Origin of the sequence: Desulforhopalus singaporensis (assembly GCF_900104445.1) — a bacterium.
GTDB classification, from domain to species: domain Bacteria; phylum Desulfobacterota; class Desulfobulbia; order Desulfobulbales; family Desulfocapsaceae; genus Desulforhopalus_A; species Desulforhopalus_A singaporensis.
The window spans coordinates 192,876-207,818 of record NZ_FNJI01000006.1 but is presented as its reverse complement, the minus strand read 5'-3'; the positions used below and the strand labels follow the sequence as shown (position 1 = coordinate 207,818).

Below are 14,943 nucleotides of genomic sequence, written 5' to 3'. Positions count from 1 at the left end.
GACGGCGCCGACGAGGAGGTCACCTTCAGCTTCGTCGCAAGCGGCTCCTCTGGCACCCTCGCAGGCATCACCTCAAACAACGAGGCGATCAACTGGTCCAGTGACGGCACCACCATCACCGGTGTTACCGCAACCTCCGGCGATACCGTATTCGAGCTCAGGTTCGACAGCAACGGCGACCTGATCTTCGATCTCGACGACCAGGTCGACCACTCGTTCGGGTCCGCCGGCACCGATGACGAGCTGCTCGCCAACAAGATCGATGTCGGACAGTTTATCGTGGCTACCGATTTTGACGGCGACTGGGTCACACTCGACGGACAGCTCCTGGTCGATGTGGAAAACGACGTCCCCACTATAGGCGACGTTTCACATGCCTATATCGCCAACGAACCCGGACTCGATCTCGTCGGTATCATCGATATCGACTCGGGGGCCGACGAACCTGTAACCGCTGACCTCACCGCGAACATAGAGGGCTGGGACGGGACCACGACCACCTCTGTCGAGGTCGAGGGTCTTTTTTCAAATAGTCAGCAGGTTTACTACTACGTGGATCCTCTAGCAACAAACGTTTTACATGCCATAACTGACCCGGCCAACCCGGGTGGTTCAATCGTATTTACCTTGACTGTAGATCCGTTGACCGACAGTTACGAGCTGGAGACGTTCGCCAAGCTCGATGCTATCACGGATTATGACTTCGACTCATCCGAAGCAGGATTCCCCAACGGTCCCAAGCCTGAGCTGGTGATAACCGAAGATCCCGTAACGGGTGAACATAACGCATATGAGCCCGCCGATGTACCGTCTGACGTCGATATCCTGTTCTCGCTTACCTCAAGGGATTCAGGCGGGGCTGCCTCAACGGTCAACGGCAGTACTGACGGCATGGGTATCCAGAACAACGTGGTTAACGACGGAGAGGGTGTTCTGGTTATTGATTTCGGTCTGACTGATTCATTCAGTGGAGGTACGGCAGACGTCGTTGCCGTAGGCGAAGTCACCCTTGCCGGCAGGGTTGTCGGCAGTAACGAACCCCTGATCATTGAGTATACCGCGTTTAACGAATTCGGTGATGCTGTTGACCTTGACGGCAATGTCATTACCGACGGCAGCCCTACCGGTACAGAAACATTCGCCATAGGTGAGAATCCGATCATCACCTTCAACACTGATGGCGGCATTGACGCCATAAGCAAAGTTGAAATCGAGGCTGTTCAGAACGATTTCAAGCTTACTGACGTGGATTTTGCCATATCCTCATCGGAACAAGATATCTATGAAGAATTCCAGGTCGATATTGTTGACGCCGACGGTGATGTGGCAACGGACACTATATATGTGGAATTCGACGGCGACAACGTCATGGTGGGGACCGATGGAGGCGATGTCTTTGCCGGCGGACCAGAAGCTGAAACCATCTATGGTGAAGGAGGCGACGACGTTATTGACGGCGGCGGAGGCGACGACATCCTCATCGGAGGTGACGGTGCCGACGAGATTTACGGAGGCGACGGAGACGATACCATCGTGGCCGACAGCGTCACCGTCTACGGCGATCCCGACGTATCTGGAGATACGGTGATTGTCGAAGATGGCGATGTCGACATTGTGGTCGGCGGTGATGGCGGTGAAACAAGCGGCGATGTCGTTCCGGACAATACCGGTAGCGACCCGGATACCTTTTCCGGAATCGACGTGGACAGCGAAGATCTCGACAACCTCGTCCCGCCGCCAACCGACACCCCGTAACTATTTTTTGTAACCTCATAATAGCGGCAAAAGGGGCTGTCCCGGATTTCGGGACAGCCCCTTTGTTTTCTGCCGTTTCCAGGAAAAAACCTGATGGGTCGCTGCCTGCAGTTTTTTTTGAGCACCGCCGGAGCCGCTACCTCAAGAGGTCCCTACTTGCTAGCTTTTCTTTATCAAAAGAGCCAGGTTCAGCCGTCCGGTGGTGTGGGTTTTGCTGTAGATGGAGCTCAAGTGCGCCTTTACCGTTCTTTCAGTAATATTGAGTTCTTTGGCAATCCTGCCGTTTTTCCACCCCTGGGCGACAAGCTGGGCAATCTGATATTCCCTGGCGGAGAGGTTCTCAAGGATAGGGTTGTCCACCTGCTCACTACTGTTTTCATGGCTGTTTACCGTGTTGGCGGCCGACACCCCCTGCACCAGCAAGGTCATCAGGGAGCTGTTTACCCATACCAGTCCGCTATTTACCGCCTGCACGGCAGCTTTCAGCCTTTGCGGCGATATATAGGTGTTGGCGTACCCCACACACCCCTGCTGCAGACAGACAAGCCCTTCCATATCGTCGGGACGATCAGACAGAACGATTACCCGGCACTCACTCCCACCGTTACAGATTTTTCGTAACTGCTCAGTATCTACCAGAGTCCGGTGCAACAGCAAAACGCCAACGTTAAACCGCGACAGATAGTCAAGCGTCTCCTGGATAGTCGAAGCCTGGTACACGCTTCGACTGGTATCAAGCCCTTCCAGCCATCTTTTTCTTACCGTGACATTGCTGCTGCTAAGCAAAAGGCCCATCGATCATCTCTCCCTGAGTGCCATATATTTTGCCCTGAGTACAGGTTTGAGCAGATAGGACAAAATGGTTTTCTTGCCAGTGACGATATCGACCGAGGTTACCATCCCCGGAATAATAGGCATGGGCCCGTTTTTGCCGTCAAGAAAATTCTGTTTGGTCCTTACCCGGACCAGGTAATAGCTTCTTCCCTGCTCGTCGGTTATGGAATCGGCGCTGATCTGCTCCAACTCCGCCTCCAACCCGCCATAAATAGTATAATCGTATGCGGTAAACTTGACCATCGCCTTCTGTTTCGGCCGTAAGAAGGCGATATCCGAAGGTTGTATCTGGGTCTCTATAAGCAGGGTATCCTCCAGCGGCACGATTTCCACCAGATCCATGCCCGGCTGCACCACTCCGCCTACGGTGTTCACCAGAACCTGTTTCACGGTACCGTATACCGGACTCCTCACCGATGTTCGATCGAGCCGGTCGGCAAGAGCCACCTCCGATGCCGCTATCCCCTCAAGCTCCACTTCAACTTCATTGAGCTCTTCCTTGGCACTGTTTCTAAAACGCAACTTTTCTTCTTTTATTACCATCTGTGCTTCACTGAGCATGGATTCGACTTTTGGAATGGTGAACCTGGTGGCTGAAATGTCGCCCAGCATCGACGAAGCCTGCCGTTCGAGCCGCAGCACTTCTACTTCGGAAACTGCGCCCTGCTCGATCAGAGGCTTGGTCAGGTCGATCTCCTTTTTGAGCAGCCGATAGGTTCGCCGCAATTCGCTCAACTTCCCTTTCAGCTCAATCAGCTCCTGGTTTCGCTGCTTCACCTGCTCTTCCAGGACTTCCATCTTTGCGCTCAGTCCGATCTGCCTTGACTGGTACAACTGTCTTTCCCTTGCGGTAATCTCCGGCCCTTCTTTTTCAATAACTTCAGGCACAATCATTTCAGTATCTTCGGTTTCAGCCTGCAACCGCGCCGCCCGCGCCATCAGCGCCAGATACTTCATGCGCGACTGCCTGTAGGGTGCCGAAAACCGGGTTTCGTCAAGACGCATGAGGAGCTGGCCTTTCTGCACTACATCACCGTTTTTCACATAAATTTCGGCAAGAATTCCGCCCTCGAGATTCTGCACCACCTGCAGCTGGCTTGAAGGAATTACTTTGCCGTTGCCCCGTGTAACCTCTTGGATTTCCGAGCTGTACATCCAGTAGAAGATCAGGCAAAAGAGCAGAAGAGTCGCCCAGACGATAAGGCTCCCCCCCCGCGGCGACTGCACCAGGATGGTTGTCCTGATATCGGAAATAAATTCAGGATCTCTTTGCTCCCGAGCACTGAACATCTGGGTCGACTCTTCTGCTGCCGGCCCGGTTTTGCCAGTAGCGGAGCTTTTTCTGTCTGGTAATCTTTCACTCATCTCTGCTATGTTCTCACACGTTGATCTGGCCGCTTTTGAGTGCTTCGAGGATCTTGTCTTTTTTCCCGTCGGCGACAATATTGCCGTTGTCTATGACTATGAGCCTGTCAACCATAGCCAACAGGGAAGCCCGGTGGCTTATCAGAATCAACGTCTTGTTCCTTATTATCGTTGCCAGACGTCTGCGTATCTGGGCTTCTGTCTTGGCGTCCATATGACTTGACGGTTCATCCAGTATCTGAACCGGAGGATCGAGCAGCAACGCCCGCGCCATGGCGACAACCTGCCGCTGCCCGCCGGAAAGCGCCCTGCCCTGCTCTCCCACCGGCATGTCAAACCCCATGGGATGACGTCCTACTATATCGCTTGCCCCCGACAGTTCAGCCGCACGGATGATATCCGAATCGGTTGCAATATCACACCCCATCACGATGTTGTCCCGTACACTCCCGCGAAACAGGGTAACATCCTGCGGAACGCAGCCGATAAAACGCCTGAGTTCGGTAGGGTCAATCTGTCGAATATCGGTCCCGTCTATGGCGACCATGCCGCTGTCCGGTTCATAAAGCCCCAGCATCAGCTTGCCAAGCGTCGTCTTGCCTGAACCGATGGTGCCGATAATCCCGACTTTTTCTCCCTGCGCAATTTTCAACGATATATTCTTCAACACCGGAAGACCCTGGTCGGGGTAGGTAAAAGAGACCTCCTTGAATTCAATTGCGCCTTTGAGCCCGGCCCGATGAAGAAAATTTTTATTTGCCGGTCGCTCCCCGGGCATCTCCATCACCTGCTGGAGCGTCTTTATCGCGGTCTTGGCCCGGTTATAGCGGGTGGCAAGGCTCACCACATGAACCATTGGCGCAACGGCCTGCCGGGTGAGAATGACTACGGCGATCAGCCCTCCCTGGGACATTTCTCCCTGGGCGACGATGTAGACTCCTGTTATTACTACCGCAACAACCGTAATGCCCTGAACAAAAGAAGAGAGATGACTTACCGAGGTTGAGAGAAACCTTGAACGGGAACTCCATTTCGATATATGGCCGACAGACTCCTCCCATGTTCTCTGGATTTTACCCTCAGCTCCAAGCATTTTCAAAGTTTCAAGACCGTTCAACCCTTCCACCAGCACGGCATTTTTCCGGGCAGAGGCGTGATACGTCTGCTCCACGGCGTGTTGGAGGGGCAGCTGAATAAAGAGCGCGTAGGTGAGCAGGAGGACTATGGCGGAAACATGTATCACCACCGTCACTCCGGCCAGATACCAGATGGCGATCAGGGCAAGCACCATAAAGGGCAGATCGACAAGAGCGGTGATCGAAAGCGAGGTAATAAAATCACGAACACTGTCAAACTGTTGAATTTTATTTGAAAAAGACCCTATCGACTCGGGCCTGGATGACATCTTCAGGCCGAGCACCTTTTCAAATATTACGGCCGACATTTCCAGGTTGGCCTTCTTGCCGGCCACCTCGACGAAATAGCCGCGCAACCCCTGCATCAGCATGGAGAACAGATAGACAACCGTAATACCCGTTGCCAATACCCAGAGCGTTTCAAAAGCTTTATTGGGAATAACCCGGTCATAGACGTTGAGGATGAAAAAAGGCGATGCCAACCCGAAAAGATTGATCAGGAAAGAGGCGAGAATGACGTCGCGGTATATGCGCCAGGAAGAGATAACGGGCCCCCAGAACCAATGGCCCCTCTTTCCCGTCATCTCTGTCACCTTCCTGTCTTCGGCGAGGAATTCGGGCTGGACAAAAACCGCATATCCGGAATACTGCTCCTCCAGCTCCTTGACCGGAACAACCCGTTCGCCCGCCCCCGATTCTGACTGAACAAGGGTTATCATCCGCGCTTTTTTGTTGATACCGACCATCACCGCCGCCCGGTTGTCCTTTAACAGCAGGATGCATGGGATCTCTAGATTTGTGAGCCTGGCAAGAGGTCTTTTGATGATCCTCGATATCATCCCCATTCTCTGGGCAGCCCTGTTCACCAGCTGCACCGTCAGCCGGTTGTTTACCAGGGGAAGCCCCGCTCTCAAGGTTGTACGCGAGACCGGCCGACCATGCAGTTTTGCCATAATCACAAGGCAGTCGGTCAACGGATCGTCAATAACATCTGAGTCTGATCGCAGGTCCCATTTTTTTTCTTTTGTTTTTCCGACAATCTTTGTGTTCATGCAACAGATCTATTATACTATGTTAGAAATACCTTAAAGACAGATGACACGGACGCTGTTCCGGCGACCTGATCGATATTTTTCTCTCTGGTTCAATCAGAGCAACCGGCCACCAGTAGTTGGAATTTTGAGTTGTAAACTTGATGATCACAAGAGATATGTAACCATCCGAGGCAATATTATAACCATTTTTTTGAGTACATAGAAAGTGATTTACGCCGAAAGAGACGAAAACGGGAATATAATAGCTCTCCGCAACAACCCGGTCGAACCGGATCAACAGGAAATATCCACGGAAGAGCTGGAGACCTTTTTGTCCGAATACGACCAGAATAAAACGATTTCAGCCTTTTTCCGCAAGCTCGACAATGAGGTTATACGGGTACTCGACGACCTCGTTGACCTGCTGGTTATGAAAAACATCATAAAGATCACGGATCTTCCCGAGCAGGCGCAGCAAAAACTGGGCAACAGGAAACGCATCCGCAGCAAGATACAGGACAACTGTATCCTGGATGAAGACGAGATACTCTGACCGCTCTCGCGTCTTGCCAAAAGAAGTTTTGAGGCTGGTATCTTGGTCGCCATTTTGCTATATTGGGACGTTTTGTGCGGTATGGAAAAATCCGCGGCGGCACAGCCAAAACCTGTAGTCCCGGCTTCCTATTTTATATTTTTCCACAATGGCTAAACAATGGCTTCCACGACAAATACAGACACGACCACTGAAAACAATACCATAATCAGCACCAGCGATGTAGACCAGCTTGCCAGTAAGCTGCTTGATCTTGAGCTCGAACTCAACTCCAATATTCCGACCACGCTGTGGATAAGTGATCTCCACGGGGAAGGAGACAGGTTCAAATCCATACTGCGCGGCAGATTCGGGATGCTGTACCAGACCTGCAAAGAGGCGCTGCCGAGCACCTTCAGCTCGGACAAGATACAGTACTTAACCAAGATTATCCGCAGGCAGCAGTATTTCAGAAATGACACCATCACGATGGACACCCAGGATGTCATCCTGTGCCTGGTTGAAGTTCTCAAGTACAAACTGACCAACATACGGCACCGCAGCAGCAGAATATTTCGGCCGGAATTCCGCGACGTGATAACCAGGCTGCTGTCCGGCCTACCGGTTCCCGATCCGATCTTCGAGGAACCGGTCATTGCCGACAGGTTAATATCTCACCTCTCTTTTGCCGTTCGCCAGGTCCTTCTCGATCGTATCCAGGTCCTCGGCGACGTGTTCGACCGGGGCGACCAGCCGGACAAGATCCTGCGTATTCTCTCCTCGCCGTTTTACCGGGACGGCGTCGACTATGTTTACGGCAATCACGATATTTTGTGGATGGGAGCAGCCGCGGGCAACAGCTCCCTGGTTGCCGAAGCGCTCCGCATAACATGCCGTTATGACCATTTCGGCTTCCTTGAGCGGTTGCGCATAGACACCGGACGGCTCGCGGAATTTGCCGAACGGGTCTATCCCAGCGACCGGGCAACCGGAAATTTCAAAGCCAAGACTGACCGGGGACGGTCGATGGAGAAAGCGCTTTCGATTATCCAGTTCAAGCTCGAAGAAAAAACCATCCGCGAGTTTCCCCAATACCAGATGGAATCACGCCTGTGGCTCGACAGGCTGGCAGAGATGCTGAAGGGAAAAGAGACCGCGGGACTCAACGACACCCACTTCCCCACCATCGACCTTGACAATCCGGGACGATTGAGCGAGGAAGAGGCCGACATCATAAGCGATCTGACGTATCAGTTCACCACCAACCGGCGGCTGATGAGGCTGCTCAGGTTTCTTTTCGTCAAGGGTAAAACCTATCATATCCAGAATAATTTTCTCAATATCCACGCACTGGTTCCATCCACTGTTGACGGGGAATTCGAGGAATTCCTCGGCCGGAGGGGGAAAGGTCTCCTCACCCATATCCAGGACACTATCTGCAAGGTAGGACAGAACTATCTCGCCGAAAAACCCCAGGAAAAAGAGGATCAGGCTCTGTTTTTCTATCTCTGGTGCGGTCCGAAATCTCCATTTTTCGGCAAACATGCAATGAAAACCTTCGAGAGATATTACCTGACCGACAAACAGACCCACAAGGAACGAAGCCTTTACTGGAAAGACAACATGCAGTCCAGAGGTTTCAAGCTGAAGATGCAGCAGGAGTTCGGCGTGCAGAGAGTGATATACGGTCATACTCCGGTCGATTATACCAAGGGCGCACAGATGGCCAGCGAGGACGGTGTGGCCATCAATGTTGATGGAGGGTTTGCCGCCGCCTATTACAACCGGGGACATTCACTGGTCCATACCCCACATCAGCTTTACGGAATAATCCTGCCAACTCCGGAGGAGATCATCAAAGCCGAACAGAGATTAGAATCGGCGCCCCTCGACATTGAGCTGATAGATGAATTCAGGCAACCGATGAAGATAAGAGACACCATCGCCGGCAGGAAATTGCTGGCCGAACGGGATAGGATAATGCAGCAGCTGGCCCGGTGCGGGCGGCTCAACGGATTTACAACATCCTCAGAAAGTTAACCATCACATCCGCATGAACACAAATTACGGAATGGAAATCGTCAGAGCCACAGAGATAGCCGCCCTGACCGCGGCAAGAGTTCAGGGGCTCGGCGATCATATCGACATACTCAACCAGACCAGGCTGGCAATCACCAAGATTCTTGACCGGCTGCCGATCAACGGCACCATGGTAAACGACCGGTTCTCAACAAGACCGGAAGCCTTCCAGTTCCCTCAACACCTCGGCAAAGGCGGAGAGGATGCCGATGTAATGGCAATTGCCCTTGAAGCTTACCGTTCGGCGGCGGACGGCAGGAACAACTCCACCTCCTACGCGGCTATTGCCCGGGCCGGGGCGATACAGCCGGTTCCCAACCTCAACATGTATAAAATAGTGGTAGGGCCAAAGGTGGGCGATGCAATCGACATTAACCAGCCACCAGCCGTCAATGTCAAAAGGGTTGCACGGACATTGCGGAAATATACGGAAAATGTAACGGTCTGTGTACTCAACCAGAACAGGCACAAACAGCTGATCCATGAGATAAGGAGCTGCGGCGCCCGCATCAAACTGATAGATGAAGGCGAAATATCGGGGTGTCTGGCCGCTATCAAGGGGGAAAAAGCCGATATCTATATCGGCTCCGGCTACGCTCCCGAGGCGGTGTTTGTGGCGGCGGCAATACGGTGTATGGGGGGATATTTCGAAGGGAAAATATTCTACGAAAACGATCGTGACAAGAAAACGGCATCCGAACATGGAATAACCGATTACAACAAGATCTTCAGGACCGAGGACCTGATCAGAAGCCGCGAGGTGGCAATTGCGGCTACCGGTATTACCGACGGCGAGTTCCTCGAAGGCGTACGCTTCACCCCCAATGGCGGCATCACCAACTCATTTGTAGCCAGAGGGGAAACCCACACCTACCGAAGCCTTACGACCAATCATTTTTTTGATTATAAACCCGTCTTCTGATCCGATTTTTACACATGATTCAACATCTGTATTATTATCATTCAACCAATTGACATTTATTATGAAAACAACACCACCAAAAGGCGCAATCCTGCAAAGGGACAAAGAAACCTATGCCATTGTTCCCCGAATTCCCGGCGGCCTACTGAAAAAGCACCACCTGAGAGCAATCTCCGACGTTGTGGAAAAGTACGACATCCCTATCGTCAAGATCACCTCCGGTCAACGTATCGCCCTCGTCGGCCTGAAACTTGAAGATGTGGCGGCCGTCTATGAAGACCTCGGCATGGATCCGGGAAAAGCGACCGAACTCTGCCTCCATTACGTGCAGTCCTGTCCCGGGACCGAGGTGTGTAAATTCGGCGTCAGGGACTCCCTTGGCTTCGGCATCCAACTCGAGGATATGCTTGCGGGTTCGGATATGCCGGCCAAATTCAAGATAGGGGTTTCGGGCTGCCAGTTCTGCTGTGCCGAAAACCACGTAAGAGACCTTGGGATGTTTGCCAAAAAAAGCGGCTGGACCATCTCTTTTGGCGGCCACTCTGGGAAAAATGCCCGCGTCGGCAATATTATCGCCGAGGATATCAGTGAAGAAGAAGCCATCGAGCTCATAACGAAATGCATCGACTATTACCGGGCAAACGCAAAACCGCGGGAAAGAGCGGGAAGATTTATCGAACGAACCGGCATTGAGGCATTGATGGCCCAGCTCCGCTGATCTCAGCGCAACAACCGCATCTTGCGCCAAAGGCGCTATACTGCAATCAACTGCGGACGAGGGGTACGATTGTCCGGGAAAACCGTCTAAGACACGGCTCCTCATCTTTTTTTATTTACACCGGGCAACACATTCTTTAAATCAGGATAACAATCCATCGCCAGGGGACAGTCATGACGCAGAAAACGATAATGTGCCTACTATTGGCGGCAGTGTCGAGTCTGGTCTCGTGCGCGCCGATGACCATCGCGCATTTTGACAAGGACAACGCCGAGAAATTGTCGCAGCAACAGCTGCAGGAGCTATTGAGCGAAAACGTGGTGGAGCTTGCCGCTGCCGATTTTGATGCAACGCTCCGGTTCTCAGCCGACAACAGGGTTGCGGGGAAAAGTCGAACAGGTGGTGAAGATAAAGGAAAATGGAAGGCAACTGACAACGACCTGCTCTGTATGAAGTTCAAGAAATGGTATTTCGGCGACGAGAAATGTTACCAGGTCTTTCGAACAGAACAGACCAAGCTGGTATTCTTTACCCCGGACGGGGTCCGATACTACAGCGGGACCATGCCGGCCCTACCAGGCCCTGCCAATATCGACGATTTTCCGCCCCAGGAAGCCGACCTTAGCGAATCCGCTCCGGACCGCGGCCAGGAGGTTGCCGGAGAGCACTTCACCGACTCCATGGCGGACAAGATGGTTCGGCTGGCCCGCAACTGCCCCGGATGTAAACTCTCCGGCGTCGACCTGAGAGGAGCCAACCTGATCGGCGCCAACCTACGAGGAGCTGATCTCAGCTTTGCCGATCTGTCCAGGGCCAACCTGAGAAGGGCCGACCTGTCCGGTGCCAACCTGTCCGGCGCCAAGCTGCTGACGACCAACCTCCCGGGAGCCGATCTGTCCGGCTGCAATGTAACCAATGCGGATCTGCGTGGCGCCAACCTCACAAGAGCGGTGGTGCATGATGCCGATTTCAAAGGTGCCGATTTGACCGGTGCCCTTCTCAACAGTATACAAGGAACAATAGAATAGTTATGAGCGCAGGTTTTACCCATCTTCACGTACATTCCCAATACAGCCTTCTTGACGGCGCAATCCGGATCGCCGACCTGTTGAACAAGTGCAAGGAATATGGCATGGACGCCGTAGCCCTGACCGATCACGGGGCCATGTTCGGCGCCCTGGAGTTCTACTCAAAGGCTAAAAAAGCCGGAATAAAGCCGATCATCGGCTGCGAGCTCTATATTGCTCCCGGAGATATGCGGGTCAAGAAGGTCATTGACGGCAATATCGCCTTCCATATAGTTCTTCTTGCCATGAATCATACCGGCTACCAGAACCTGATGAAGATGGCGTCCATCGCCCAGTTTGAGGGATTCTACTACAAGCCCCGTATCGACATGGAGGTGCTGCGCGAGAACAATGAAGGGATAATTGCTCTCACCGCCTGTCTCCACGGCCAGGTTCCCTACCTGATCCACAAGAACGATATGAACGGCGCCAGAGAAAAAGCCCGCGAACTCCAGGATATTTTCGGTGACCGGCTCTACCTGGAGATGCAGGAAAACGGCATTCCCGACCAGCAGCCGGTAAACGACGGACTCAAGCAGCTCAGCAGTGAACTGGGAATCAAGCTCGTTGCCACCAACGACTGTCACTACCTGAACAAGGAGGAGGCCCACGCCCACGAGCTGCTCCTGTGCATCCAGACGGGCAAAACCATAAACGATCCGAACAGGTTCAGGTTTTCAACGGACGAGTTTTACTTCAAGTCGCCGGAAACAATGAAGAAGGCATTCGCCCACTGTCCAGAGTCTATCGAGACGACACAGGAAATAGTTGACAGATGTGACCTGGAGATCAACTTCGGCGACTACTATTTTCCCGATTTCCCGGTGAAGGAAGGGGAGTCTCTTGAGTCGATGTTCACAACCGCATGCTGGGAAGGGCTCAAGTTCCGTTTTTCCGAGATGCGCGAAGCGGGTACCTTCAGCGCAGAGGTTGAAAAAACGTACACCGAGCGGCTGAAAACAGAGATCGATGTCATCTCCACAATGGGTTTTCCTGCTTACTTCCTCATCGTTGCCGACTTCATCAACTGGGCCAAGGACAACGACATTCCGGTCGGCCCGGGACGAGGTTCCGGAGCTGGCAGTCTTGCCGCATACTGCATGCGCATCACCAATATCGACCCGATCCCCTACGGCCTTATCTTCGAACGTTTTCTAAACATTGAGAGAAAATCGATGCCTGACTTCGATATCGATTTCTGCCAGGAACGTCGGGGAGAGGTTATCGATTATGTCAGGAACAAATATGGCGGCTCCGCGCATGTGGCGCAGATAGTCACCTACGGTTCGATGAAGGCCAGGGGAGTTATCCGCGATGTCGGCAGAGCCCTGGACATCCCTTTCGGGGAAGTGGACAAGGTCGCCAAGCTGGTTCCGGATCAGCTGAAGATGACCATCAAGAAAGCTCTTGAAGAAGAACCCAAGCTGCAGGAAATGGCCGATACCGACCCACGGGTTGAAGAACTTTTATCGGTATCCAAGACGCTTGAGGGGCTGGCCAGACACACCTCCACCCATGCCGCTGGAGTGGTGGTGTCTCCGGGACCCATGACCCAGTATCTGCCGACCTGCCGAGGCAGCAACGAGGAGACCCTTACTCAGTATGACATGAAACATACTGAGATGACCGGGTTGATCAAGTTTGACTTTCTCGGCCTCAAGACGCTTACGGTAATCGACAAGACCGTGAAGCATATCAAGAAAGACAACGGGATCGACCTGAATATCAGCACCATCCCCATGGACGATGCCAAGACATTTGACCTGCTCTGCCGGGGTGATGCGCTCGGCGTTTTCCAGCTTGAAAGTTCGGGTATGCGGGAGCTTCTCGTGAAAATGGCGCCGGAACAGTTCAGCGACCTGATCGCCCTTGTCGCGCTCTACCGGCCAGGCCCGCTCGATTCCGGAATGGTCGACGATTTCGTCGAGACCAAGCATCATAGAAAGGAAGCCCACTACCCGCTCCTTGAAATCAAGCATGTCCTGGAAGAGACCTACGGGGTTATCGTATACCAGGAGCAGGTAATGAAAATCGCGAATATTCTTGCAAGCTACAGCCTTGGCGACGCCGACATCCTGCGGCGGGCAATGGGCAAGAAAATTCCCGAGGTCATGGAAGAGGAAAAAGTGAAATTCATGACCGGCGCCGAAAAAAACAACATCCCGCTGGACAAGGCCGAGTATATTTTCGATCTCATGGCCAAATTTGCCGGCTACGGTTTCAACAAATCGCATTCCGCGGCATACGCGCTCGTTTCCTACCAGACCGCCTACCTCAAGGCCCACTATATGCCGCAGTTCATGACCGGGCTGCTGTCATGCGACATGAACAACACCGACAAGGTGGTGCTCTATATCAACGAGTGCAAGGAGCATGACATCGAGGTACTCCCGCCGGACATCAACGAGAGCATGAAGGATTTCAGCGTTAAAAACGACCGGGTTCGTTTTGGCCTTGCGGCGGTAAAAAATGTCGGCGAATCGGCGCTTGACTCGATCATCGAAGAGCGCAGCCAGAACGGGCCGTTCACCTCGCTGAGCGATTTCTGCAACCGGGTGGACTCGCGAAGAGTAAACAGCCGGGTCATAGAGAGTCTTGTCAAGTCGGGTTCTTTTGATTCCCTTGGCCATAAACGGTCCCAATATATCGCGATTCTCGACCAGGCCATGGAGCAGGCGAAAGCGGTCCAGCGCGACCTGCAGAGCGGCCAGATGTCGCTTTTTTCGGTGGCCCCGGAAACCCAGAAACAAAAAGCCATGGCCCACATTCCAATGCCCGACATCCCTGAATGGGACGATCGGGATAAACTGGCAAAAGAAAAAGAAACCGTCGGATTCTACATAACCGGCCACCCCCTCGACAACACCCTGCCGGAAATTTCGTCGATCGTCGACTGCCAGATCCACGATCTGGCCGAGAAGGGCGATGACCAGCCGGTACGAATCGGCGGACTGATCAGGACCTTTAAAAGGCACAAAAGCAAAAAGGGAGATCCAATGGCTTTCTTGACCATCGAAGATATCATGGAATCGGTGGAGGTCATTGTGTTTCCCGAGACATACAGCCGCTGCGAACAGGTTCTCTCCTCAACCGATCCAATTATTGTCCAGGGAGTAGTTAAAAAGGACGAACGGGGACCAAAAATCATTGCCGACTCCATCGACTCCCTGCAGGAAGCGCGGGAAAAATATACCGAGTCGGCAAAAATCAGATTGGAATCCGACAAGCTGTCGCGGCGAAAAATGGAGCTGGTAAAAGAAGCTCTCTACACCTACCACGGAACCTGCCCCATATTGCTGACCATCCATTTTCCGGGGCGCGGTGAAGTCGATATCGAGGTTTTAAAAGATCTTACGATCAGGCCGTGCCGGGAACTCACCGATACCATAGACGACATCCTCAGCTACAAGGCGGTGTCCTTTACCAGAAAACCGACGGCGCTGGCTCCGCGTAAGAAAAAGTGGGAAAACGGCAACAGGAAGCCATCCCCCCGCTAACAAC

10 protein-coding genes are annotated in these 14,943 nt (G+C 52.9%); 7 read left to right on the top strand and 3 right to left on the bottom strand.

Annotated elements, in window-relative coordinates:
* Positions 1–1,755, top strand: a 1,755-nt coding sequence (locus tag BLQ17_RS22510; protein ID WP_218121722.1) for a DUF5801 repeats-in-toxin domain-containing protein, incomplete at its 5' end; no start/stop codon positions are given.
* Between the two features lie 159 nt (positions 1,756–1,914).
* Here the strand turns inward: BLQ17_RS22510 and BLQ17_RS06050 are convergent.
* Genes BLQ17_RS06050 through BLQ17_RS06040 form a run of 3 tightly spaced genes read right to left on the bottom strand, consistent with a single transcriptional unit; the run spans position 1,915 to position 6,142 of the window.
* Positions 1,915–2,550, bottom strand: coding sequence for a response regulator transcription factor (locus BLQ17_RS06050; RefSeq protein ID WP_092220806.1), 636 nt, complete (start codon positions 2,548–2,550; stop codon positions 1,915–1,917).
* A 3-nt stretch (positions 2,551–2,553) separates the two neighbouring features.
* Entirely contained in the window at positions 2,554–3,954 is a 1,401-nt protein-coding gene (locus tag BLQ17_RS06045) for an HlyD family type I secretion periplasmic adaptor subunit (RefSeq protein WP_092220804.1), read from the bottom strand.
* Between the two features lie 13 nt (positions 3,955–3,967).
* Positions 3,968–6,142: a type I secretion system permease/ATPase gene (locus BLQ17_RS06040; RefSeq protein WP_092220802.1), complete on the bottom strand. Its 2,175-nt coding sequence runs from the start codon at positions 6,140–6,142 to the stop codon at positions 3,968–3,970.
* 208 nt (positions 6,143–6,350) lie between these two features.
* Between BLQ17_RS06040 and BLQ17_RS06035 the strand changes: the two genes are divergently transcribed.
* The 6 genes from BLQ17_RS06035 to dnaE all read left to right on the top strand — a co-directional run bounded on the left by BLQ17_RS06035 (position 6,351) and on the right by dnaE (position 14,939).
* Positions 6,351–6,677: a hypothetical protein gene (locus tag BLQ17_RS06035; RefSeq protein ID WP_092220799.1), complete on the top strand. Its 327-nt coding sequence runs from the start codon at positions 6,351–6,353 to the stop codon at positions 6,675–6,677.
* A 159-nt stretch (positions 6,678–6,836) separates the two neighbouring features.
* Positions 6,837–8,696 carry a fructose-bisphosphatase class III gene (locus BLQ17_RS06030; protein ID WP_092220796.1) on the top strand — a complete coding sequence of 620 codons (1,860 nt, stop codon included), beginning with the start codon at positions 6,837–6,839 and terminating at the stop codon, positions 8,694–8,696.
* A gap of 13 nt (positions 8,697–8,709) precedes the next feature.
* Positions 8,710–9,657, top strand: a complete 948-nt coding sequence (locus BLQ17_RS06025; protein WP_092220794.1) for a fructose-bisphosphatase class II family protein — start codon at positions 8,710–8,712, stop codon at positions 9,655–9,657.
* Positions 9,658–9,718: 61 nt separating this feature from the next.
* On the top strand, positions 9,719–10,375 hold the full coding sequence (locus BLQ17_RS06020; protein WP_092220793.1) for a nitrite/sulfite reductase domain-containing protein: 657 nt from the start codon (positions 9,719–9,721) through the stop codon (positions 10,373–10,375).
* Positions 10,376–10,548: 173 nt separating this feature from the next.
* On the top strand, positions 10,549–11,403 hold the full coding sequence (locus BLQ17_RS22505; protein ID WP_218121721.1) for a pentapeptide repeat-containing protein: 855 nt from the start codon (positions 10,549–10,551) through the stop codon (positions 11,401–11,403).
* A gap of 2 nt (positions 11,404–11,405) precedes the next feature.
* On the top strand, positions 11,406–14,939 hold the full coding sequence (gene dnaE, locus BLQ17_RS06010; protein ID WP_092220791.1) for a DNA polymerase III subunit alpha: 3,534 nt from the start codon (positions 11,406–11,408) through the stop codon (positions 14,937–14,939).
* The last annotated feature ends 4 nt before the right edge of the window (positions 14,940–14,943 follow it).

What these genes read in the sequence shown, in the direction of transcription:
- BLQ17_RS06050 (WP_092220806.1), bottom strand. Translation starts at nt 2,550, where the DNA reads ATGGGCCTTTTGCTTAGCAGCAGCAATGTCACGGTAAGAAAAAGATGG.
- BLQ17_RS06045 (WP_092220804.1), bottom strand. Translation starts at nt 3,954, where the DNA reads ATGAGTGAAAGATTACCAGACAGAAAAAGCTCCGCTACTGGCAAAACC.
- BLQ17_RS06040 (WP_092220802.1), bottom strand. Translation starts at nt 6,142, where the DNA reads ATGAACACAAAGATTGTCGGAAAAACAAAAGAAAAAAAATGGGACCTG.
- BLQ17_RS06030 (WP_092220796.1), top strand. Translation starts at nt 6,837, where the DNA reads ATGGCTTCCACGACAAATACAGACACGACCACTGAAAACAATACCATA.
- BLQ17_RS06025 (WP_092220794.1), top strand. Translation starts at nt 8,710, where the DNA reads ATGAACACAAATTACGGAATGGAAATCGTCAGAGCCACAGAGATAGCC.
- BLQ17_RS06020 (WP_092220793.1), top strand. Translation starts at nt 9,719, where the DNA reads ATGAAAACAACACCACCAAAAGGCGCAATCCTGCAAAGGGACAAAGAA.
- BLQ17_RS22505 (WP_218121721.1), top strand. Translation starts at nt 10,549, where the DNA reads ATGACGCAGAAAACGATAATGTGCCTACTATTGGCGGCAGTGTCGAGT.
- dnaE (WP_092220791.1), top strand. Translation starts at nt 11,406, where the DNA reads ATGAGCGCAGGTTTTACCCATCTTCACGTACATTCCCAATACAGCCTT.